This window comes from Enterococcus sp. DIV1537a (genome assembly GCF_051712085.1).
GTDB classification, from domain to species: Bacteria; Bacillota; Bacilli; order Lactobacillales; family Enterococcaceae; genus Enterococcus; species Enterococcus faecalis.
On record NZ_JBIOOE010000001.1, the window covers coordinates 1,609,075 to 1,633,046 of the forward strand.

The 23,972-nt window shown below is 34.2% G+C and carries 20 protein-coding genes; 3 read left to right on the plus strand and 17 right to left on the minus strand.

All coding sequences use genetic code 11. From position 1 onward, the window contains the following. Positions 1-155 precede the first annotated feature (155 nt). The 3 genes from IGJ41_RS08015 to IGJ41_RS08025 form a co-directional block, all read right to left on the minus strand. On the minus strand, positions 156-2,324 hold the full coding sequence (locus IGJ41_RS08015; protein ID WP_252671786.1) for an L-type lectin-domain containing protein: 2,169 nt from the start codon (positions 2,322-2,324) through the stop codon (positions 156-158). Continuing rightward, entirely contained in the window at positions 2,321-3,370 is a 1,050-nt protein-coding gene (locus IGJ41_RS08020; RefSeq protein ID WP_174114964.1) for a DUF916 and DUF3324 domain-containing protein, read from the minus strand. Before IGJ41_RS08020 ends, IGJ41_RS08015 begins: the two co-directional genes overlap by 4 nt. Before the next feature lie 90 nt (positions 3,371-3,460). Beyond that, complete coding sequence (locus IGJ41_RS08025) at positions 3,461-4,036, minus strand: WxL domain-containing protein (protein WP_010777705.1); 576 nt, start codon at positions 4,034-4,036, stop codon at positions 3,461-3,463. Positions 4,037-4,238: 202 nt separating this feature from the next. On the opposite strand from IGJ41_RS08025, the gene IGJ41_RS08030 reads away from it, so the two are divergent. Further along, positions 4,239-5,078 (plus strand): helix-turn-helix domain-containing protein, encoded by an 840-nt coding sequence (locus IGJ41_RS08030; protein WP_002381794.1) that lies wholly within the window; start codon positions 4,239-4,241, stop codon positions 5,076-5,078. A 125-nt stretch (positions 5,079-5,203) separates the two neighbouring features. Then, the gene (locus IGJ41_RS08035; RefSeq protein ID WP_002381792.1) at positions 5,204-5,941 is read left to right on the plus strand and encodes a LytTR family transcriptional regulator DNA-binding domain-containing protein; all 738 of its coding nucleotides are present in this window, start codon (positions 5,204-5,206) and stop codon (positions 5,939-5,941) included. A 33-nt stretch (positions 5,942-5,974) separates the two neighbouring features. Here the strand turns inward: IGJ41_RS08035 and IGJ41_RS08040 are convergent, their stop codons facing one another. The 9 genes from IGJ41_RS08040 to IGJ41_RS08080 form a co-directional block, all read right to left on the minus strand. Then, positions 5,975-7,219, minus strand: coding sequence for a GHKL domain-containing protein (locus tag IGJ41_RS08040; RefSeq protein WP_002381791.1), 1,245 nt, complete (start codon positions 7,217-7,219; stop codon positions 5,975-5,977). A 90-nt stretch (positions 7,220-7,309) separates the two neighbouring features. Beyond that, complete coding sequence (locus IGJ41_RS08045) at positions 7,310-9,037, minus strand: hypothetical protein (protein ID WP_153853954.1); 1,728 nt, start codon at positions 9,035-9,037, stop codon at positions 7,310-7,312. A 13-nt stretch (positions 9,038-9,050) separates the two neighbouring features. Beyond that, positions 9,051-10,088 carry a DUF916 and DUF3324 domain-containing protein gene (locus IGJ41_RS08050; RefSeq protein WP_025190747.1) on the minus strand — a complete coding sequence of 346 codons (1,038 nt, stop codon included), beginning with the start codon at positions 10,086-10,088 and terminating at the stop codon, positions 9,051-9,053. After that, the gene (locus tag IGJ41_RS08055) at positions 10,081-10,794 is read right to left on the minus strand and encodes a WxL domain-containing protein (protein WP_010825313.1); all 714 of its coding nucleotides are present in this window, start codon (positions 10,792-10,794) and stop codon (positions 10,081-10,083) included. The genes IGJ41_RS08050 and IGJ41_RS08055 overlap by 8 nt, the downstream gene beginning before the upstream one ends. A gap of 32 nt (positions 10,795-10,826) precedes the next feature. Further along, positions 10,827-11,486 (minus strand): WxL domain-containing protein, encoded by a 660-nt coding sequence (locus IGJ41_RS08060; RefSeq protein ID WP_104855853.1) that lies wholly within the window; start codon positions 11,484-11,486, stop codon positions 10,827-10,829. Next, entirely contained in the window at positions 11,483-11,812 is a 330-nt protein-coding gene (locus IGJ41_RS08065) for an LPXTG cell wall anchor domain-containing protein (RefSeq protein WP_002398721.1), read from the minus strand. Before IGJ41_RS08065 ends, IGJ41_RS08060 begins: the two co-directional genes overlap by 4 nt. 279 nt (positions 11,813-12,091) lie before the next feature. After that, on the minus strand, positions 12,092-14,152 hold the full coding sequence (locus IGJ41_RS08070) for an LTA synthase family protein (protein ID WP_153853952.1): 2,061 nt from the start codon (positions 14,150-14,152) through the stop codon (positions 12,092-12,094). Between the two features lie 41 nt (positions 14,153-14,193). After that, entirely contained in the window at positions 14,194-15,582 is a 1,389-nt protein-coding gene (locus IGJ41_RS08075; protein WP_256891523.1) for an MFS transporter, read from the minus strand. A 381-nt stretch (positions 15,583-15,963) separates the two neighbouring features. Beyond that, the gene (locus IGJ41_RS08080; protein ID WP_104855855.1) at positions 15,964-16,818 is read right to left on the minus strand and encodes a LysR family transcriptional regulator; all 855 of its coding nucleotides are present in this window, start codon (positions 16,816-16,818) and stop codon (positions 15,964-15,966) included. Positions 16,819-17,209: 391 nt separating this feature from the next. Between IGJ41_RS08080 and IGJ41_RS08085 the strand changes: the two genes are divergently transcribed. Then, positions 17,210-18,040 carry an MBL fold metallo-hydrolase gene (locus IGJ41_RS08085; protein ID WP_104855856.1) on the plus strand — a complete coding sequence of 277 codons (831 nt, stop codon included), beginning with the start codon at positions 17,210-17,212 and terminating at the stop codon, positions 18,038-18,040. 147 nt (positions 18,041-18,187) lie between these two features. Here IGJ41_RS08085 and sprE read toward each other — a convergent pair whose 3' ends face one another. The 5 genes from sprE to fsrA all read right to left on the minus strand — a co-directional run bounded on the left by sprE (position 18,188) and on the right by fsrA (position 23,747). Beyond that, on the minus strand, positions 18,188-19,042 hold the full coding sequence (sprE, locus tag IGJ41_RS08090; protein WP_153853950.1) for a serine proteinase SprE: 855 nt from the start codon (positions 19,040-19,042) through the stop codon (positions 18,188-18,190). A gap of 48 nt (positions 19,043-19,090) precedes the next feature. Then, complete coding sequence (gene gelE / locus IGJ41_RS08095) at positions 19,091-20,623, minus strand: gelatinase GelE (RefSeq protein WP_080480214.1); 1,533 nt, start codon at positions 20,621-20,623, stop codon at positions 19,091-19,093. Positions 20,624-20,858: 235 nt separating this feature from the next. Continuing rightward, positions 20,859-22,202, minus strand: a complete 1,344-nt coding sequence (gene fsrC, locus IGJ41_RS08100) for a sensor histidine kinase FsrC (protein WP_153853949.1) — start codon at positions 22,200-22,202, stop codon at positions 20,859-20,861. Beyond that, the gene (gene fsrB / locus IGJ41_RS08105; RefSeq protein WP_010824736.1) at positions 22,199-22,927 is read right to left on the minus strand and encodes a quorum-sensing system protein FsrB; all 729 of its coding nucleotides are present in this window, start codon (positions 22,925-22,927) and stop codon (positions 22,199-22,201) included. Before fsrB ends, fsrC begins: the two co-directional genes overlap by 4 nt. Before the next feature lie 88 nt (positions 22,928-23,015). Then, complete coding sequence (fsrA, locus tag IGJ41_RS08110) at positions 23,016-23,747, minus strand: response regulator transcription factor FsrA (RefSeq protein ID WP_153853948.1); 732 nt, start codon at positions 23,745-23,747, stop codon at positions 23,016-23,018. Between the last annotated feature and the right edge of the window lie 225 nt (positions 23,748-23,972).

Below are 23,972 nucleotides of genomic sequence, written 5' to 3' on the forward strand. Positions count from 1 at the left end.
ATACTGCCACTACTATTTTTTTACTTCGGATAAAAGTATTGCTTCTAGATTTTCTTATTTGTTTTAATATTAAAAAAAATATTACCAATAAAAAACTGACTACTCAGTTAAGTAGTCAGTTTTTTGTTTAATAATCTTTAAAAATATTCTCATTTTCAAGGCTTAACTTCTGATAACCGCCATCTAACATTTCCTGAGTATCGTCCTGGTACAACCTTTAAAGGATCAGCTTTAAAACGAAAATAGAGATCATAATCATTGAGACTTTTAGTTACATCCTTACCCTCTACTTCTTGCTTTAGAATTAACTGTTCATCTTTGGTTAATTGAAAAAGCAATGTTTGAGTATTCTTTTCAAAAAAACAAAGAGAGACCTCTTGTCCCCAGCTTTCTAGTTGTTCAACGATAGTTGCTAGTTGTCCGCTTAATTCCCAAGAGTAACTACTTGTATTTGTAATTGTCAACGAATCATTCTCTGGTAAATTTTCTATTTTCATATAGAAATAACCATCTTCACGCTTCGTTTGAACTAATTCGTTGATTGTCAAAGTGTTTCCAACAAAAGCAGTAGGAACTGTAGTTAATTCTATAATTCCTTTAAAATCAATGGCTTGAATTTTGGTTTCTGATTGATTTCCTTCAGCATCTACTGTATACATACCTACGTAATACATTTTTTCAGGTTGAAGCTGTGAAGTTTCGTATTCAATAGTTGTTTCAAAATTCTCCGTTAAATTTTCTCTCGAAAGATGTGCTTTTTCAATAAAAGTAGTCGTAGCTAATTCTTCTTCTGAAACAATAGGACTCATAAATAGTTTAGTGGACGTAGAATTTTCATCTTCAATTTGAACAGGAAGGTAGGCCTTACGTTTTTGTCTTACAATTTGGGGAGACTGAGCTGCCTCCGTTGCAGAAGAATGACCAGTTGTAATTGTCGGCATCCATTTACCTGTTAGCTTGTAATAATGGGCAGCGGGATCACCGGTAGTCACTGGTTTAGAAAAAGCATTCCCGGAAAAAGTACTAGAAACAGGAACAGTTAAATCCAGCAGGCTATTTATTTGAACGAGCTTATTTTTTACTTTGAAATAAAGACCATACAACGTGCCTCTTTCAAGTTCCGGCAATATAATGACTATTTTGTCTTTTTCTCTTGTAAAAGGAAGTGCTTGTCCTCCCGTTGGTTGAGCGCCTGTCCCAATTTCTTGAGCACTCCCGAAGTAAACCTTATTCTCCAGCACTTCAAAGTTATCTGGGAGTGTCATTTGGATCCTCGTCCCGGCTTGTAAACGAAGTAAATCACTTGTTTGTAAATAATCAATCGCTGTCATATACGTGATTTCTTGACTTCTGTCGACAGAATGAACTTCGTTTTGAGGAATCCCAGTGTCTGCTAGCAATTGGTTATCCGCTGATTGTGCAACACCCGTACGTAATTGCAAATCTACCAGCCCTTCCACATTTGTAAATGAAATAGCTTTTGCTTGTGCATAGCCCCCATTTGCTCCAGTAAACCCAAAATAAACACGTTTATTTTCATTTAAGCCTAAGTTATTTTTAAACTCCGTATCCACAGGAATCGTAATATTTAAGGCATAATCAGGAACAGAATAGGTAAATGTTCCCGCTTCTCGTTTAAATTCCACGACAAATTTATGCCACTTACTATCAGATAAATCTGCCACTCCTTTTTCATTTCGGTGATGAAGAACTTTGTCAATCTTAAAAATACCATCTTTTGTATAGGAAGTTTCTGCCCCTGGATAAGCCCAGGCAATATGATGACCTTTGGAACTTGTATCACGATCCATCATGCCATCGTTTGCAATAAGATTACTATTATTGTTATAGAAAGTGTCAAATTCAATCGCCAAACTGTTAGGAATTGCCCCCTTACTTAGTGGTGTAGAATCTCCTGTGTTTGCCCATACTCCAATCGTTGGACCAGCTTCTGCGGCTATTGCTGTCGGACCATTACTTTGCATAACAAATGTTAATCCATCACTATCATTTGTTACGTTTTCAATATAAAAAGCCATCTCAATTTTAAAATCATTTGTAAAACTCACTGGGTTATTAAACCAAACTGCCCCACTAGAATTCGGTGTTGTATCATTAATCTGAACATAGCGGTGATTTTCAGATCCACTTGGACTTCCCGCTTTTCCTACCGTCGAAATCATCGTTTGATCAATTGGTAATGTCTCAAACGCTGGTTCAATGATTGCTGCTAACCCTTCACCGGGAAAGAAAAATAGGCCACCAAAGAAAAGTAGTAAATAGGAAAGTAAAAAAAACAAGCCGCCTAATTTGCTGGGCTTCATTCTTGATTCACCCTCTTTTTATTTTTTAATTGGTAATATTTCCAAAGTAAGCCCAGAATTGCTAGTAAAAACACAAATAGCATTCCAACTAAAATTGAAAATATAATAGATTCATCTTTCTGTTTGGCAAAAAAGACTGTTTTTTGATTAATTGCTTTCGCTTGAGCAGCAGAAACAGTAAACGAGTCATCGAACACCCAGTTGCCTTTTGAGGAATGAATTGCGATATGAACATTATATGTTCCAGATTTTAAGGTTTCTTCCTTTAACTCTGTTAAAATTGGAATCAAGGAGTTAGGAGCAATTTGATAGTTGTCTGCTTTTTTCGTACCAATTATTTTTTTATTTGTTTTATCATAGACAGTTGTCTCAACGTTTACCTTACCAAATGCGGTAGGCTGGTTGTTTATCAAGGTACTTTTGATAACTACAGTATCATTTTTTATGACTGGCTCAGTTTTGTCAAAAAGTAAATTAGGCTCAGGCAGTGAACCCAAATCGGTGCGTAACCTGACACCGATTTGGGTTAGATATTTTGCCTGAATCATTGAATGCATTGCTTTTTCTTGGTTTGGGGAAGTAATTGTTTCAAAAGCAAAAGCACCTAGCACTTCACCAGTAATTTTTTGTCGTTGACTGTCTAACTGAAACGAAACTTTTTTACTTTCAGAAGGCTTCAGACTTATTATTTGTTGTTTTGGTTCAACAAATTGAGTAAATGACTGCCCCTGATACATTTCTGCAGTTTCACGGCTTTGATAAGCAATTATACCCGTAGATGTTGTATAACTGTTTAAAGCACTCGCTTTTACTTGCAATGTTTGTTCAGATGTATTTGTAACTAGAAGAGTCAACGTTTGTTTATTTTCCTGAAGATATAAATCAAAATATGTAGCTTCCGACACTTGATTTTCAGGATACTCGGGTGTCACAGTAAAAGCGGTCGTTTCCGCCTCTACAGACAGTACTTTACTATTTATGCAAAAAAATATGCTACATAATGTGAAAAAAAATAACAAAAAAGTAGTGTTACTTTTAACCGTCATGCTCTCTCCTCCTAACAGCCAAAATTTCAACTCTATTGTTGAGCCATTTAACTTACAGACAAAATATTAAATTTTTTTGTCTAGATTGCTTCATTCAGGGGTATAAGCGTTTGTTAACACCCAAGTAACCGTCCCTCTGTAGCGGCCACTATTAATATTTTGTTTAGGAAAAGTTAACGTTGTGTTTGATAAATCAAATTCATTCGCTGCCAATCCAGTTGTTCCGTTTGCACTAGCTACAAGTGTTGGCTCAGTCGTGCCAGCATCAATTGTTGTCGTAGCAGTAACTGTCGCATCACCTTTTGCCCGTGTGGTTGCTAAATTCAATTTCGCAGATTGTAATTTTACGTTATTTTCATTTTTAATATCTGATAGTTTTAACGACAACATCCAGCCGGATTCGTTTGGCCCTCGATAATCAGATACTTTCGTTATCTCTGGTGTTCCAGTCAATGTTTGATCAGATTCCGCAACATCTTGAATCGTTAGCTCTCCAAAATTAAAGTTAGAAACTGCATCTAAATTTAAGATTCCTGGTTGAATTGTCAAAGATGCTTCACTTGTCAATTCAGCTGTTGGGTTCGCTTCAGCGGCATACGAATTGATTGCTCCATCTCCCAAAGTCACTCCCAGTACTGCTATTGTTGATAAAATACTTTTTTTCATCCTATCCCATCCTTTTTAAAATTTTCAAAAAATGACCTTAACCATCTAAAAGATAATTAGCCTGAATTGGAGCATAACACAAGATGTTTTTCCTTTTAAAAAAAGATGTACTATAAGTCATTTTCATTAGAGAAAGACCTTTCTATGATGGTATAATAGGGAAACAGAAAGAAACTTTCAGAGACCAAGGAGGAAAACTGGCGTGTATGGTCAAACAATCAGAAAAATTCGAAAAGACAAAGGGTTAACTCAAAAAGATGTTTGCCAAGGAGTTGTGACACTGAGCTATTACAGCCGAATTGAACGAAACATTAGTACCCCTACCATCGATATATTTATGGAGATCATAAAAAATTTGAATGTTCGATTAGAAGAATTTATGTATATTCACAATGACTATCAGAAAGCTTTAAAAGATCAGACTTGGTTTGAGATTACCGAACTTTATCATGCAGGAAATATGAAAAGTCTCGAGGACTATAAAACAGCGATTTTAACTGGAAAACTGCCACACGAAGAAGAAATTACGATTCAATTAATTAACCTGTTTATTTATCGTTTGGGTGGCAATGTCGTCGCCGAAAATATAGCTCATATTGTTCAAAACTTGATGAACTTAGAAAATTGGACTAGTAGGGAAGTCACGATGTTCATTACGATTATGGACGAAATTCCTATCGAAACCTTGTTAATTATTGTCAATCGATTGCTCAAAAAAAGAAATCTTTATTCTGCTTCTGATGGCTACAATTCTCCATATAGCAAAATACTCATCAATACCATCCTTCTCTGTGTAAACAACAAGTATCTCAACGAAGGGCTAAGTTATTTGAAACAGTTTCGAGAAATGTTAGAAATTCGAGATTTATACGGAAAAACAATGGCTTTATTCTTAGAAGGATTGCTTTGCTATGCCAAAGGAGCACAACTTGCGGGTACAAAAAAAGTTAATGAGGCCTTTCAAATTTTTCATTTATTAGAGATGGATAATTTTTCTCGCAAATATCAGCAATACTTTGAGTATATTAAAACTATCTATTAATAGGTTCATTTTTGTGACTTTTACAGTATTAGCCTTATGGAAGAAAGTATACGTAGCACTTTCTCTTCCTAACTTATTTCTGTTATACTTAAGTAAGAAATATGTAGGTAGGAGAGCGTAAATTTATGAAAATTTATTACATTGAAGACAATCCTTTTCATCAAGAGCGATTTAAAAAAGAACGCCACAACTATGAAAGTTTACGTTCTGTTCCTGTAGAGATATTTCCCAATAATAAATTAGAAAGTATTTATAAAAAACTAGATACTTTTGATTTTTCAGTCTCCGATATCTTCTTAATTGATATTGATTTGCAATCCCTTCATTCTGGTATTGATTTTGCAAAAAAGATTCGACTAATTAATCCTGATTGCTACATCATCTTTTTATCAAATGATACAACTAAAGGTTTAGAAATTATCAATCAACATATTCGACCTGATTTATATCTCTCTAAAAATGAAATGAGCAACGTATTTTTAGCTTTGGAAAATATCTTGGTATCTAGATTAAAAAAAGTTAATAACACAACTGCTCTTATTGAACTTAAAGGTTCTTCAAAAGTCTATCTGATTCATCCAGATGAAATTAACTACCTCTCCACTATTAAAGGATTTCGTTCGTCTATAGAATTTTTCGGTACAACAGAAAATTTTATCATTCAAGATAAAATGAAAAATTTAAAACAATTACTTGCTCCTTATCATTACTTTAACGATTTAAAAAGCTTTTCCATTAATCCGTATAATATTAAAGAAATAAATAAAAATACATTAGAAGTTATTTTTAAAAACGAAGAGTGTTTGTCATTGAGTGCTACCAGCATAAAGAAATTACTTACGTACATTGATGCTCTAAGATAAACAAAAAGCAGGCAAAATATGCCTGCTTTTTGTTTACTTAAAAGAAATAGTTAAAGATAATTCAAACAGTTTCTCTTGTTTATCATAACGCAAATCATAATTAATATTGTTATACAGGTTAACAATTCTTGAAAAATTATAAAGCCCTAGTCCTCCTGCTTTTTTCTCGGAATGACCACGTTTTAAAAGTACCGTTAAATTGCCACCATGGTCAATTATCGCAGGATTTCTAACTAAAAAATGAAAAGCCTGATCTTTCTCGTTTAAACAGATAACAATCGGTTGAGCATTATCTGTTGCCGAATAATGCTCAATGGCATTATTTAAAGCAATAGAAAGTAGACGGATCAAGTCGATATAGTCCACAGCAACCGTTGAAATCACATTTAAAACTTGAATAGAGTATGATCTATTATTCTTTTCTGCTTTATCGATAAAATCATAAAGTAAACCTTTAATCACTGGGTCTGTAATCTTTTTCATTGGATTATGTCTAGCATCTTCTATCCTCTCTAAAGAATACTCTTTAAAATGAGTTACCAGTTCTCGCGCCTCTTCTGGTGTCTGATGACTAATTCCATATTCTAAGGCTGCAATAAAATTTAAATAATCATGACGAAATTCATCTAATTTATTGTAATATTCTTGTGTTTCTTTTAAATCTTTTAAGTAAGAAGTAACAAATTCCTTACGTTTTCTGTTAATAATGAACACTATAAAAGCTACACTACTAAAAAGGTTGAATCCTAACATAATAATTGAAGTTAACACGTAATCTAGTGAATATAGGTTCACTTGTGCATGTAGAAAATAAAGTCCTGCCATCATTAAAGTAGACAATAAGGTAATGCTTTTCATTTTTTTCGTATAATCTGTAAAATAGTCAAAAATATGATATTTTTTATCAAGATGCTTCAAGTACAGACATAAAAATACTGTCATAGCGATTTCTAGAAAAACAGTAATATATAAATGATTGAATCCTAGATATCGTGGAAGATCAATACACAAGAAGATAATTAATCCCCCACAACTCATTAAAAAATTATTTAGTAAGATAGAAAGATAAATGTTCTCTACTTTAATATAGATATAGTAACATTGAGAAAAATAGAGCAGAAATAAAAAAAAGAATGTATATTTTATCATAAGTAAATTACAAACCGCCAATAATAAATAAAAGATAGTAAAAAAGTACGTACTTCGCTCCTGAAATAATAGATTGATGCCTATTAAAATATTTACATACACCATACCCACAAATACAATTAATTCCATTATTTTACTTCCACTCCTGACTTGCTAACCTATATTATCATACCAAAAAAGAAAGAAAAACAAAGAATCTATGTTTTCCTTTCTTTTTAACTAGGGCGCTTCAATAATTGTCCATTCTAACTCAGATTGATAATCGCCAATATATGCATTCGATGAAATCGCTAAATCAAATTGATGATTTCCATCTTGTATCAGACCATATTCCGTGTCAGTTTCTTTGACAACAGGTAAGGTAACTTGTTGATTATTCGTAATGACTAAATTATCTCTATTATTTTGATAACTGAGAACAGCTGGAAGTTCTCTTTGCGCATTTTTAAATGTGCTTATTTGGCTGACTACTAATTGCCAGTTTCCTGGTGAACGCGTGGTATCTTCAATTTTTATATCGACTGGTTTTTGAGGAAGAGAGTGAACTGTTTGTCCATTAATAACAGCATCTTGAAAAGATAGGACTGAATCAACAGATTTAAAATGTACAGTGCCTTCCATTAATTGTAAGGTAAAAGTTGCAACATTTGACTTGAGTCCCTCTGTATCTACCACATAAATTTCAACAGCATTCGCTCCAAGCTTTAAATCGGCTAATGGCATTTCTTGTGAAAAAGCATTCCAACTCCCTTTATTTGCATTCGTTACAGAATTTTCTAGTAGATGCTCTACCCCATTTAATTTGTAATAAAGAGTCCCCGTTTGACTCTCAGCGTCTTTCCATTGTCCTTCCACTTTAAAGGATGAAAGGTTCGGTGTTATCGGAATAGTTTTATTTGATAATGCGTCCACCAACTGAAGTTGAGGAGGTGTATTTTTTTGTACCAACGTTAGTATCCCGTTATCGGATGCGGTTTGCCCCATACTATCTTTTATTTCAATCTGTGTTTTATTTTGGCCAATCATTCCTATATTAGTTAAATCAACGGGTATTGAAAATGTTCCCTCTTTTTGAAAACTCCCAGTTGGTATCGCAACAGTTTGACCATTAACAGTTAACGTGGGTTTTAGATCCGCTATATTTCCAGTCCATGTACCGGTTAAAGTTATATGGTAGGAATTTGCATCAGTGATGTCGACTACTTTATTTTTACTTCCGTCATCAAAAGATACATTGATACTTTGAATAGCTGGCATTTTAGTAGTTAAAAAATCCTCCCAATCAAAATCACCTTTAGAGCTGTCATAAATACCTGAATGAAGAGAAAACTCTTTATTTTTTAACGCTTCCTCTGTAACCTTGGCTTTATACGAAAGAATAATTTTATCTCCTTTGTTTATTAACAAATTGGAAATTCGATAAGTGTCATCATAAGGACCATCATCATATTGATTCGTTACTTGAAGTTCTGTCATCCGACCATCATAGGAAACAGTATCATGATACATCACTTGTGCTTCTGCATTAAAGGCCCAAAATATATCTCGATGAAGTTCTTTAGAAGTATTAACGAATGAGCCAGTATCAGATAAACTTCCTCTTTTATAAATAAACGTTGGTTCTCCTTCTAATTTCAATCCTTGTGTTTCATCTGGAAAAAGAACTAACATGGAAGATTGATTAAAAGATTCAGGTAAGACGCCATCATCTAGTTTTTCCAAAGTTGTATTGACTGTGACCGTGTCCCCAACAGCGGTATAGTACGGTGAATGGTCTTTTTCATAAGCAATTGTAGCTTTCACATGACCACCCAAAATGGTTGCTTCTTGATTATCTGGGTAGTCTGCAGCTAAAACATTCCCTGAAAAAAAAATCAGAGAAATAAAAATGGCACACATTAGAACTAAACAATTGGTGGCAAAAAATTTTTTATTAATTATGTTCATTGAATATGCTCACCTACTTCTTTTGTTTAAGTAATTTATAACTTAAAACTAGAATAATCCCTATTAATAATAAACCTACCACGATAATGATCGGTAAATACGGAACTCCTTTGTTTTCTAGAACAGCTTTTTTATTTATTTTTTCTGCTTTTTTAGCTTGTATTTCGAAATCAGTCGTCAAATGCCAAGTTTTATTGGTAGTCCCTTCTTTAGCATCAATTGTGACGGTATAGTTACCTGGTGTAATCTTTTCTTTATTTAAGCCAATTGGAAAGTTAAAATTTGTATTAGGCGCAATGGACATATTTTCTTTTTTCGATTTATAAAGAACCTTTTTAGAACCTTTTTTTGTAATTGTTGCGTCAAAACTTACTTTACTGATAATTGTTGGTGTTGGATTTTGGACATTTGCAAAAATAGTCGTATACGAATTTTCTAAACCGGGCCGCGCAGCTAGTAATTTTAAATCTGGCGTCACTTTATTTGTATTCGTTTCTAATTTCATTCCGATTACATAGGCATATTTATTTCTTATTGCTGTCCCACTAACCTTTTTACTTAGCGTATCTTTTTTAGTGATATGAATGCCGCCAAGAATTATCCCTGTAAAAGCTTGTTTTGGCATCTTTATTTGAAAGGGAATATCTTTTGCTTCTCCAGGTTGTAATGTCACCTCTTGTGTCTCTGGTGAAACCAATTGATTTAACACATAATCAGCTGATACATCTTTTTTTACGTTTTTTTGTCCATAATCAATGACACCATTACTATTCGTTACAGCATTATTAACATCGACAAGGTAAGTCGCCTTCTCTTGACTATTATTCTTTACATGAATAGAAACTTGTTCTTTTTGACTCGGTTTTAATAATAAGTCAAAATAAGAAAGCTTTTTATTATTTTGAAAAGATGGAAGATTTGCGCTAACACTGTATGCTGATTCTGAAGAATCAGCATACACTTTTACATTGTTCATTCCTAAAATAATAAAACTTATTCCGATAAACAAACAACTTTTAATGAGGGAGAAACGAGGTCCGCTCTTATTCATGCGCATCAATTGGACCAGCAGTTAAAGTCCAAGTAATCGTCGCTGTATATTCTTTTGCCTGAGCACTTCCTGAGGGAACGGCTAGTTGAACATCTGTATTATGTCCTTCTTCACCAGGAAACACATCTAGCCAGGTTCCTTCTCCTGCCAGACTAGCTGCTGACATGACATTTTGTGCTTCAGTATTATTGAAAGTTACATCTTCGTTTACAGTAGGTTGTGCACTGGTATTATCTGATTTTTTTCGAGCAACTCCATTTTCAAACGATAAGACGGCCCCTTTTAATTCAGATTGATCCTCTGCTTTAAATTTAGAAGCACTTGCGGTTAAAGTCCACCCTCCTTCAACACCACGTTTATCAGTAATTTGGACATGTGGTTCAGCATTTAAAGCGCTATATACTTGACTATCACTAGAGATTTCTTGGGTCCCAAAACTAATATTAGAGACATAATCAATAGATAAAGGACCATTATCGTCTGTTCCATGATTATCTGGATCATCTGGGTCAACCGGATTGACAGGATTATCTGGATCGTCTGGATCAACCGGATTAACTGGATCATCGTTTCCTCCAGTAAAAGTGACTTTTGCTGTAGTCGTTGTTGCATCACCTGACTCGGCTGCATTTGCTAAAACTCCAGTCAAAAGTGTTGCAGACAATAATGTTGTCGCTGCTAAAGAATATAAGATACTTTTTTTCATATTCATTCTCCTTTATGTGTTTGTAATTTTTTTTAAGCGGGTGCATCCGTTAACGTCCATTCAAGAGTCGCTGTGTAATCCCCAGCCAAATTTCCAGAAGGAACTTTCAAAGAAACATCTGTTGTAGTCATTTGATCTGCCCATGTTCCTAACCCTGTATTCACTGCTGAGGTCATGATATTTTGGGCTTCTGTGTTAACTGTTACAACTGCTGTAGATGGCGTTGCAGATTGATTATCATTCACCGTTTTAGGCGTGCCGTTAGGTAAAGTTAATTGTGCCCCCTTCAATTCTTGCCCACTTTGTGTTTTGAATCCAGCACTTTCGCTATCATAATTGACTTGTAAATTCCAACCTGCACCAGTTCCCCGTAAATCGGATACTTGAGCTTCTGTACGTAAAGAAGGTTTTTGTGCGGCATACGTTTCTGTAGAACCAGAAATTGTTTGCGTACCAAAATCAATATTAGAAATGTAATCGATACGCAAGACCCCAGTGTTTCCTGTTGAATCATTGGAATTAGGATTATCATCTGGATCAATAGGATCAATTGGTCCAACAGGATTATCTGGATCTGCTTGTGAGATGCCGATTTTTGCTATACTTGTAGCATCTTTATCTTCAGCATGAACGACTGTACTACCTAATGTTGCACAACTAAATAATGCCGTAATTAAAATCATTTTTTTCATTGTTCTGTTTCCTTCTTTCTTCTTTTGAAAAATATCCATAATAGTAATCCGCCAATAAGTAACCAACCACTAAGCATAAAAAAATGATTTTTTAGTTCATTAGTCATTGGAAATAATTTCTGGGATTTCATTTCGTGATACTTTTTGCTGTTTTGTGTTTGTACATCTGAATTATTCGTTTTTTGTTGTGGCATATTGCTTTTAAAGGTAATGCCAACGTTACTTTTTTCGCTAATTGCAAAAGCATCCTGTCCAAAACTAGTAGATATTTGAATACATCCAATCATCATTAGCATTATAAGCAATTGTCTACTAAATTTTTTCATTTGTTGTCCCCCTTACCATTAATCGAATAGCACCCCCAAACTGAAGTTTTGATCAATTTAGAATTATTACAATTCAGAACATCCATAGTATACTTAAATCAAAACAACATTTCCTGATTTTGGAATCGCTTTCTTATAAAGTTGTGTCAAAATATCATACAATTTAATATTTTTTCTCTTTCTAAGAAAAAAAATAAAGGACAAAAATCTAAAATGATTTTTGTCCTTCACTTCATATATGATTCTCTTTCCCTTCCAAAATTATCCTTCTTAAATGATCTACGGCGTAGTCGGATAATTTTGGACTGTCGTTTGATTGCCATTTTGACTAAACAAGCTGGTTGATTGTGCATTTTTTTGTTTTTCTACTTCTAAGACTTTGTTTTTTTCAAAAGTCACATCATAGTTGTAGTCCTTTGGTTGCACTTCTTGGAATCCTTGTGGTTTATAAAAACGTAAAAGGTTTTCCTGATTTAATTTGTCAGATAAACTTAACGATTTTTTCACCCAATCGTTATCTTTCGTGACTTCTGCTTTTAAATCTGCTGGAACTTGGTCTAATTTTTTCCCTTGATTGTTGTAGATTTCCCCACCTAGATAAGAAAATTGAGGCGTTACAAAATCGCCATTTCTAAAAGGAACCACTTGTTTATATTGAGGGGATAAAAGGTCCGTGCCAAAATGGATATAATTTTTATCATCGACACCTAAAAGATGGTACAGTGTCGGTAAAACATCAATTTCCCCACCATATTCGTGCATGATTTTCCCTTGCGTATAGCCTGGCATGTAAAACATCAAAGGTACTCTTTGCAATTGCGCATTGTCATAGTTTGTCCACGCTTTTGGATCGCGGTTGAAGGCTTTACATAAGTCCTTGTTGTTCGCATCTGAAATACCGAAGTGGTCACCATAAATAACAAAAATAGAATGATTGTATAAACTTGTTGTTTGCAAGTAATGGAAAAATTGTTCTAGCGATTGATCCAAATAGTGCGCTGTTCGAACATAATCATCCACAATCGAATTGCCTGTGTTCAATTTAGGAAACGGGAAGTTTTGGTCATCCGTATAATAAGGGGTATGATTGGTCACAGTTAAAAACTTCGCATAGAATGGCTGCTGTAAATGTTCAAGCTCACTAGCTGATTCACGCAACAATTGTTTATCTAAAATACCGTAACCTAGCATTTTGTCATCTTTTGAAAAATATGACCGATCAAAAAAGTATTGATAACCTAAGTTTTTATACACATGGTCTCGATTCCAAAAACTCCCCACATTTCCATGGAAAACAGCGGTTGTATAGCCTTTTTGTCCTAAAACTGCGGGAGCCGCTTCGAAAGTATTGTCTGATCCTAATTGTGTAAAAAGAGAGCCTTGCGGTAGCCCGAATGTTCCTGTTTCCAACATGTTCTCCGCATCACTCGTTTTTCCTTGCCCTACTTCATGAAAGAAATTATCAAAACTGATTGTCGCTTTGTTTTGATAGAGCTGATTTAAAAACGGTGTAACCTCTTGGCCTTGGACTTTCATATTAATCAAAAATTGTTGAAAACTTTCTAAATGAATCACAAATACATTTTTTCCTTTGGCAATCCCGGCATACTGCGGATTAAGCGGTAAATTGTTTTGCTTGGTAAATTTCATGATTTCAGGTAATTCGTTTGAACTAGCTTCTGCTCTTACCTCATTTGACATGGCTGTTTTGACACCATCGATGGCTGTGAATGCATCCAAGCCAAGATATTTTACAATATAATTACGGTCAAAAATTCTTTGAAGCAATTGAGGACGATCGGTTTCGCTTAAAAATAAGTTAACCGAAAAGAGCAAGACACTTAAACAACTAATTGAGATCGCCAATCTTCTGTTGATAGGTTTAGTCATGAAGACTTGATGATTCCGTCGCTGTTTAAAAGAGTAAAATACCAAAACGAGCAGCACTAAAGTATCTAGCCAATAAAAGACATCGTGGACCCTCATTAAGGCAAGTAAATCACCAGAAATCCCTTCTGAAACTTTTGAAAAGCCAAAAACAGATTGGATGGTAATAAAGTCAGTGAATTCACGATAAAAAATAATATTCAAATATAAAATTAATGTATTTAAAACATTTAAAAGAGTTAAGCTAAGCATAAATGTTTTATGCTTTTTAAAATACAAACTAAAGCCAAATAATAACAGCGTAGTAGCAACTGGATTGAACCACAAAATTTCTCGTTGGAGACTGCCCTTAACGCCCAATGAGAAATCTAGGTAATACGCCAGAATCGTTTTTGCCCAAAAGAGTAAAACAAAAAATAAAAAGAGTCCTAATCGGTTATTTATTTTTTTCATCTAAGTTTGTCTTCCTTTCCCTTCAAAAAAATCTTGATTTGTTAAAAATAAAACCTAACTCTGCGCAATGACTTTTTCGCTAGCGGAGAATTGGATAAATAACTTAAAAAGATAATCGCAATGGCGCAACATCCAAATAAAAGCCATACGTTTGTAAAAGGTGTTCGAGTAAGGGAACTAGTAATAGGCTTTGTAATTAAAAGACTTGGTAGCGCCACCCCTAAAGAATTGCCAATTTGCTTACATGTCACCGCAATGGCTGCTGCCGTTCCTGACTGAGAAAATGGCATTCCTTCAATCGCTGTAATGGTAATCGGTGAATTTAACATCCCAAACCCAATGCCTAAAAAGATATAAATAACAAATAAAATAATCATAGGCGTTGTTTTAGTTACAAATAATTGTAAAAAGCTAACAGCCAACATTGAAATACCACAAAGCATAATAGGACGTTTCGTCCCTATTCTCCCTACCATTTCGCCGGCTCTCGGGGCAACAAGAAAACTAACAAAAGCCAAAGGAATGGTTGATAAGCCAGCTTCCAACGGGCTGAAGCCTCTCATTTCTTGCAAATATAGCGTGTTTAAAAATAAATAACCGTTATATATGATAAAGCCAAAAATAGCTAAAAAAGAAGCCGATGTAAAGGGAATAGATAAAAAGAAGCGCGGATTGATTAACGGATTGTCAATGTTATATTCATAAATAAAGAAAATAACAATGGCTAAGCAGCCGATTATCCCAGTACTTAAAATATCTGGCGCGAAAAGCCCTTTTCTAGGTAGTCCGATAATGGAATAGATAGAACTAAATAGAAAAAGAATCATCAATGCTTGACCAACAAAATCATTTTTCACCGTCTTCTCTACTTTTGACTCAGGTACAAACTTTTGTGTAAGGATGATTGCCGCAGCAATGATCGGTACATTGACAAAAAAGACATACCTCCAGCTAAAATAAGAAACAATCAGTCCGCCAATAATCGGGCCCATTCCTAAGGAAATCCCTGTAACAGAGCCCCACAAGCCAATTGCTTTCGCTCGTTCTAACTTTTCGGTAAATACCTGTGTAATAATAGACATTGCTACCGGATTTAACATAGAACCACCAATCCCTTGCAACATGCGAAACGCAATCAATTGCCCTGGGGTTTGCGAAATCCCACATAGGAAAGACGCTAAACCAAAACAGGCTAAGCCCAATTGAAGGACTCGTTTACGGCCAATTCGGTCTGCTGTAGACCCAGATAACAATAATAAGGATGCTACCATTAAAGTGTACCCATCTGTTACCCACTGTAATGTAGACAGATTCGTGTGAAAATCACTTTGAATGGATGGTAACGCCACATTGACAACCGTAACATCCATGGTCACTACAAACAAACTCATGCAACAAGTATACAAAATAACTTTTTTTCTATCGATCATAAAAACAGTCCTTTCTAGCAACTACATAAAACAGGAAAAGCAACAATGACACTTAAACTTCTAACGACACGATTATCGCAAGTACTCACGTATCAACAGTTCTTTATATTGCTTGCCATTTAGTTATTTTATACTTAAAAAAGTAAATCTTTAGATAGCCAAACTATACACCAGAACCCCTTTAAATTGAACCGTAATAGATACGATTTATCGATTCTTAAGTTATTAAATAATTGAACATTCCGTTCAGAAATATCGAACAGTCCCATAATTGAGCATTTCTTTTAAACAATGAACAACAAAAATAGCCTTATCCGCAGCAGAAGTAAATCTAAGCGAATAATGCTATTTTTGGTAACTATTCCAAAGTAATTTTAATGGCTAAGTCTCTAGCAACTTTTGTAAAGTTGCCTTGATTTGACCAGGTTGGACAAAAACCGAACTGGAAACATTTCGGTATAAATAAAATTTTTGTTTTCGTTCAATCGGTAAAAAGAAGAGTTTAGAATCAATTTCCTGCAGTTGTTCTTTCCGAAGAGAGATTACCGCATAAACTCCTTTACTTTTTTCAATGAGACGAGTAAGCATCAACGTATCGTAGCAACAAACAAGCGGACTTGTTAATTGCAACATTTCTAGCACGCTCTTGGTAGCTTCTAAATGATCTAAGTGATGAGGCAAAAATAGAAATGGATAGTTGGTCAAACAGGTGAAGCCTTCTTCCTCAATTTCTTGTTTAATTTTTCTTGAAACACAAAGATACATTTTTAGTTCAATTAATTGTTCTTTCTTTAAAACTGGACTATTCACATCTGCAGAAGTAATCACAAAATCCAACTCATGATTCTCCAATTTATTCAATAACTCAAACGATGAACCATGGTAACATTCCCAAAAACGATTCAGTTGATCCTCATTTTCTGTCACTTTATACATCAAGGACGTATTTCCAAAACCTAAACGCATCACTGGATTCTCAATCATTTCATGCAAATTAAGTTTCATTTTCTTGGCCTCGTTTAAAATGATATAGACAGATTGGACGATTTTATCACCATAGGAATTTAACGTCAAAGAATTACCGTTACGGTCAAAAAGTAAATGGCCCAATTCACTTTCCAAATCTTTTAATGACGCACTTAAGGTTGATTTACTAACATGGAGTTCAGAGGCTGCTTTGGAAATACTATTATATTTTGCAATGGTATAAAAATATTCTAATTTTTCAATAGTCATCTTTTGTCATCCCTTTTATTCAAATTCATTTGCCCACGCAACCTGTTCAAAACACGCCTCACTCTTTATCAATAGCGTAGTTATTTTTGCTCTAATAAGCTATGTCCATCTTGTTATTTTTCTATAACTAATAGCAGATGGATATGAAAGTGCCTTTGGTAAAACTTTTTTTCGGAAATAGTACGAGCATTCGCAGTAAATTCAGCTTATTAACAAAGGCGTCTAGCTTTTTCTATTTTACGCAAATTTACTTAAGAAATTCCATTTCAATTCTTTTCTAAAAAAGGTAAGATGGACACAACAAATGTTTCAGTTTCCATGCCCATTTACTTTAAGGTTCAGCGTTATCTACTAAGTATGAAGAATGTCAAAGAAAGGTTAGGTACTCCCAATGAAAATCAATTATTTAGGCACGGGTGCAGCAGAACGGATTCCAGGAATTTTTTGTAATTGTAAATTATGTAAGTACGCTCGAGAGAAAAAAGGACGAGAAATTCGTACACAAACTCAATTAATTATTGATGATGTCCTGCTGATTGATTTTCCAGGGGATTCTTATTTACACTTGTTGCAGTATGACTTGTGTTTTGCAGACTTTAACTCTTTACTAATCTCTCATTGGCATTCCGATCATTTTTACGGCGAGGATTTGGCTTATCGAATGTCTGGTTATGCATTAGATGTTCCCAATCGTTTAACTGTTTATGGAAATGAAGCAGTTAAGACGTTTTATCAGCGCGCCTTTGATTTAGAAGGTCGTCAAGACAATACCCGATTACATTATCAGGTTATTCAGCCCTACAAATGTTTTACTATTGCGAACTATATGATTTATCCCCTTCCTGCACAACATGGAAATTTCAGTGAAGATTGTTTTATTTTCGTTATAGACGATGGTAAAGATGCTTTTTTATCCACCCATGATACAGGTTACTTTACGTCAGAAATGTTTGAATATCTTGAAAAGAGCCACTTACTTCTTAGTATTGTTTCTTTAGATTGTACTAGTCAAACAAACGAAACTGGTAATAGTCATATGAATTGGGAAGAAAATTTAAAATTAATTGCAGAATTAAAAGAAAGAAAACTCGTCACAGATAAAACGATTTACGTTGCCAACCATTTTTCTCACAATGGCGGCTTGTCTTATGCGGAGATGGCGGCTTTATCTCAAAAGCATGAAATCATTACGAGTTATGATGGTTTAGAAATACTAACTTAATCGGATTATTTGCCTTCTTTTCAGCACTATTATATGCTTTTAACCGATAATTACAAGGTACTTATATCGTAACTTACACTATCTTAAAAAACAAAAATACTCGAAATTTCCCGTGATCCTGGAAATTTCGAGTATTTTTATGGTTCTTTACGCTGCTGGCACAGCGGATAAACGTTTATTTTCTTCTTCATTCACTCGATTGACAATAAAGTTATAATTCACTTCATTTAGTCTTTGACCATGGTTTCCTGTTTGCTTAATGCCGCCATTGGAATGAACACCAACTACTTCAAACTGAGCATTATAGATTGGTGAACCAGATTGACCACCTGTTGTATCGATATCATAAAATAGTAATGGATTTTCTAAGTCTGTAAAGTTAGATGTAAACAAATCATTTTCATGAGACCATTGTGTGTGGTTTTTCTCACCTGGATATCCTGATATTGTGACATGGGTATCTGAAGATTCAAACTTTTTCAAAACAAATGGCGTTAAAATTTCTCCCAACTCTGGGCCATCTGGACGATCGTTTTGTTTGCCGACAGTCACTACCGCAATATCGGCGTTTGGAGAAAAAGCTACATCAATCACTTTGAATTTGCCAAATGGTGTCGCACTGCCATCTCGACCTGGATAAAACCAAGCATCATCTTTGGCATTCGGATTTAATACTTTGGCATTCTTAAAACTTTCAGCCACATGATTATTGGTGACAATTGTATTGGTTCCAACAACAAAGCCTGTTCCTAAAGAAATATAGCCTGGTTTACTGGCAGGGGAAATGATTCTTCCGATTGACGCAAAAGGCGCTTCGGTTGTATCTGCCACTTCTTGTCTTCTGTCTTCAGGGTCCAGTAACGATCTTTTTTGTCGTGAATGACTTTCGGCAGGAACGATATACTCTTCTGCATTTGCAGACAGGCTAAAACCGGCTATCAAAGTTACTAAAATCAGAAACAAAAAACTAGCACTAATTTTTCGTATGGAGAACTTTTTCATAAGATTATGCCACTCCTTATCCATTTTTATTTAATTGGGGAATTTTTTTCATTCATTGACCAGAACAGATTCACTTGGTTGGTTTACTTGAATATCCTCTTTAGCTCCGATTCCAGCAGAGTTAAAGGCTGCTGACACCACTGAAGCTGCTTCATCGCCATATTGAACTTTTGCAGCAGCAAGCATCGCATCACGAGCATCACTGAATTGTGCTTTAGGTGTTAAGTAATTTACTAACGAGCTGTAGAAAATAGTCTGTGCTTTTTCAATGCCTAAGTTCTGGATAATGGTGTAACCAATCCGATTAATAATTCCACTATTATAATGAACACCGCCTTGATCATAATAAGGCGTTCCTTTATACCGAGCTCGATCGTCGTATTGAGCCATGGTTTCTGGTTGTCCGTGTTTACTTGGCGTTTGTAAATTTCGAATACCTGTTTTTCGGTCAACACTCTGAGTATCTGCACCAATTTCCGGATTAGATGCACCCGAAATAATATAACCCATCAAATCAGAATAGGATTCATTCAACGCACCTGATTGTCCTAAATATTCTAAACCGGCGGTATGTTCCGTCACACCATGTGTCATTTCATGACCAACTACATCTAAAGAGGAAGCATACGTTTTTCCTGTTGGTGTACTTGTTTCACCATAACGCATTGCTTTTCCATCCCAAAAAGCATTGTCATAAGCATCTGGATGTTGTTCATCAACAACTGACAAGATGGGCATCCCTCGATCATCAATACTGTGTCGTTGGAAATGATCTTCATAATATGTTTTCACAAATTTTCCATGCGTATAGGCGTCAACAGCATTCTGATTTAATGTCGCTAGTGATGGCGCTTGAATAATAGAATAATTATTTTTGCCATCAACTACTGCATGGTAAACCCCTGTGTTATCCGTTCCGTGTAAAGCAATTCCCGTATTGCTTTTTTCAACTGGTACATTAAACGCTACTTGAAAAGAGTTTTTTAACGTTACTTCACTACCGACATGTTCCGTTAAATCTTGTTTTTCCATAATTGTTCCATCTGTAGCGTTCACTTTATAAACCAATGATACGGGGTCACCAGTTGGCGAAGAAGTTACTCTGACTTTATAAAATAATTGCCCTTCATTATTTACACGTTTGTCAATAGCTAAAAAGACAAGATCTTTATTTTCCGGATTATCAGAAGCAATAATTTTTTTAACTCCTTCTTCACCGATTGCATCAACCGATTGAATTTTCACTACTTGATCAACTGGATTTCCTGTAACACTTGTTACTGCACCGTTTTTATCTAAATGAATAATCACATTATCTGAATCAACAGTAACGCCTTCCGTTTGCTTTTCTAACTTAAGATGCTTCATCCCCCACGCATCTTCTTTTCGATCTACAACCGTATATTGTTCAGCAGCTGCCTCAGAAATTGCCTCCTTTTCCAACTTCGATAAAACTGTTGAAACTTCACTTTCTGAATAAACTTGTTCTTCTGCGGCTACAAAAAGTGAAGAAAATAGACATGAACTTCCAACAAAGATGCCTGTACCTAAAATGTATAAAATTTTATTTCCCTTCATCAAACAATTAACTCCTTCCCCAGTTTCCTTTTATTTCTTTTCCCAACAAAAGTATTGCTTTATCCTCCCTAATCTTTCCCGTTAAACGACCGCCCCTTTCCCTGCGTAAATATTTTGTTGCTATTTTCATTATAGATAACTACCTAACCAGCACTATCTAAATTCCTTAATTAGCCGACATTTTTCCCTGGATTGTCCTTCATATCTTAATACCATAGTAAAAAAGTTGTTAACAAATTCATTCGTTAACAACTTTTTTACTGTTATGATTTTTTTCAATAATTAAATGTTGAGTGACCGATCCTTCATTGAAGGACGTTTGTAAATCAAATTGATCTGAAAAATCAACAATTTCTTTTACATATAACAATCCCCAACCATGCTCTTCAGGGTTACTTTTAGAACTAAATTTGTTTTTCTTCATAACCCTAAAATCAAATTCGGCTTGAACACTATTTGTTATCACAAACTCTTGCGTTTCATTTTTATTAAAAATTGAGATTGCGAACATTTTCAATTCTGATTTTGCACTGTTTTCAATCGCGTTATCTAATAGAATAGCCAACAAACGAATCACAACCACTAAGTCGATTGATGTATCAAGAATAAATACTTCTGGCACATCAACAATCACTTTTAGTTTTGCTTGCTTTGCGGTATTAATTTTCATACTTATGAGTGCCTTAAGTTCCATATTTTTCAAACGATTTAACTTCATAAGTTCAAATTCTTCATTATCAATAATTTTTTTGGTTGGTGCAATCGTTTCTTCATAAATTCTTTTGATTTCCAGAATATCTTCGTATGAAATAGCAATTTGTAAACTATACAATAAATTTTTATAATCATGACGAAACATCGCTAGCTCTTCGTTAATGGATTCTATTTTTTCAGTATAAATCGTTAAATTATTCAATAATTGAGTGTTGATACGTTGTTCTTCCAAATAAGCTTCAATGACTAAGCCAATCAGAATTAAAAATAAACCTACACTTATTAATAACTCCAATTTAGAACTATTTACCGTGACAAATCCTCGCATAAAGTCAGGTGAAATCTCTGGCGAAATCAAAAACACAAAAAGTAACAACAGAATCAACAATAAAAGTAAACAACCAAAAAAAATTCGGCTATTTTCTAACACACGATTTAATCTTAAAAAAACACTATTGGGAATTTTTAAAGCAATCCAGATATTTATAAGCAACAGAATAACATTTGAGGCAATCCATAATAATTTATTTTGATAAATCTGTTGAAAAAAAACACTTAAAATCGTTTGCTCCGTGTAATTGATAAATGAAACCATAAGCAATGTAAAAACGGATAAAAATATCGCTTTAAAAATTGAAAACCTCTTTTTGTGAATAAGTAAAAATCCTGTAAAAATAACGACTGTCAGCGCATAAATCAACCAAGAGTAGCCCAACATTAATGCCGCAAACGAACAAAGATTAATGACAATAAGCAATGAAAGTAACGGTATTTTACATTCAATCTTGATCAATGTTACTCGTAAAAAGACAAAAACGATAAAGCTAGATACAAGCAAAACGTTAGTAGCTAATAACAACAAAATCATTTTTCAATATTCTTTTTAGGTTTTTCAGTTTGTCCCATCCATTGTCCAAATATATTGGGCGAATTTTGATTTAATCTAGGCTTAGTTCCCACACCATCACTGACTTTTGCAACTCTTTTTTCAATAACATTTTTAATTATTTTTTTACCAAATTTCATAAAAACACTTCCTTCAATTAAATTTTTTGTTACAGGGAGTATCATCAGACCTTGGATGACGAGACCGTAGAGTATTACTGAAGCAATCTTTTCTTTGACAAACAGACTACATAAAATAAGTAAACACACCCTTATAAGGCTTTGCTTTTTGAGCACGTTTAAATCAGATGGCTGAACAGGTTCGATTGCTGTTCCTTGTGGCGCATACCAATAAAATAATACAACTAAGAGGAAAATCAATAGAATTTTATAAATAAACGGTAAGCTCACAGAAAAATTTTTCAATACAAATGGTATGGCAACATAGATAACAATGCTTTCTAGACGACAGAGCCATTTGGTTTTCGCATGCCAGCCACCTGCGACAGGCCGTAAAAAAATCAGTACGACGTATACAATAAAGGTTTCGCTTAACGTCCCAAATAAAACTGATAAAATCAGAATCATCAGAAAATTAAATAAGCCAGAAAAATAAACCGTTAGATAATACTTTGTCCATTGTGTTTTTCCTGATTGATCTTCCTGATCCATATCCATAATATTTTTTAGAATCCAATCGATTAGCATATCGCCCTCCTCTTCAAGTATTGCACTAAATTATAACGAATATAGTGACTAATAGATAGATAATTCCTTAATTAGTCATTATTCCTCCCTAAGTAAGAAATAGCCCCTTGACCTGAGTATAATATCTTCTTGAGACTGGTACTTCCGTTCCGTCTCTCATAGTTAAAAGATGCGTTTTATAATTTAATTTTGACGCATATTTTTTATTGATGATGATTGATTGATGGACTCTAATCAAATCTGGATGCAGTTGTTCAATTTTTGATAACGTTCCATAAAATTCTCTTTTAAAATTTTTACCAACCATTGACACACGATGATCGTATTCCGTTTGAAAGAAATAAATATCATTAATATCCATTTTTATAGAGGACGCTTTTAAGTTAATGATAATATATTCACTTTTTGTCTTTATATTTTCTTTTTGTTGAATATATGCGTCGACACATGTTTCAACCTCTTTTTGGAAATCTAGAAAATCCACGTTCTTTTGAATAAATTGAAGAGCTGAAACCATATATTTGTAGGAAGTTAAAACTAATTCTGTGTGAGTAGAAATAAATACAATCAGACTTTCACTGTCTGTTTTTCTGATTTCTTTAGCAACCTCAAATCCTGCCTGGATATGATTGTTCATTTGAATATCTAGGAAAAAGATATTTAGTTGGGCGTCCTGGTATGCCACTTGTAATAATTCATCTGAACGTGAAAATAAATGGATTGTTTCATTATAAATATTTCTTGAATGTAGGATATTTGTTAACAATGCTTCTAACGCTTTTGCTTGAATAATTTGGTCTTCTAATATATAAATAGCCATTTGTTCACTCATCCCTTTCTCAAGAAGATATAAAATTACACAACAAAAGACAAATGATTATAATGTTCAATCAATTTATACACCAATAAAAGAGATAAAAAATTGATTGTCTGTTAGTATATTCACATAAATTTAGTATAGCGATTTCAGTAGTTTCCTGCAAACAAAAACATAAAATAACAAAGTATCAAGAAAGAGTACTTTGGACTATTCATCTTTTGCTAA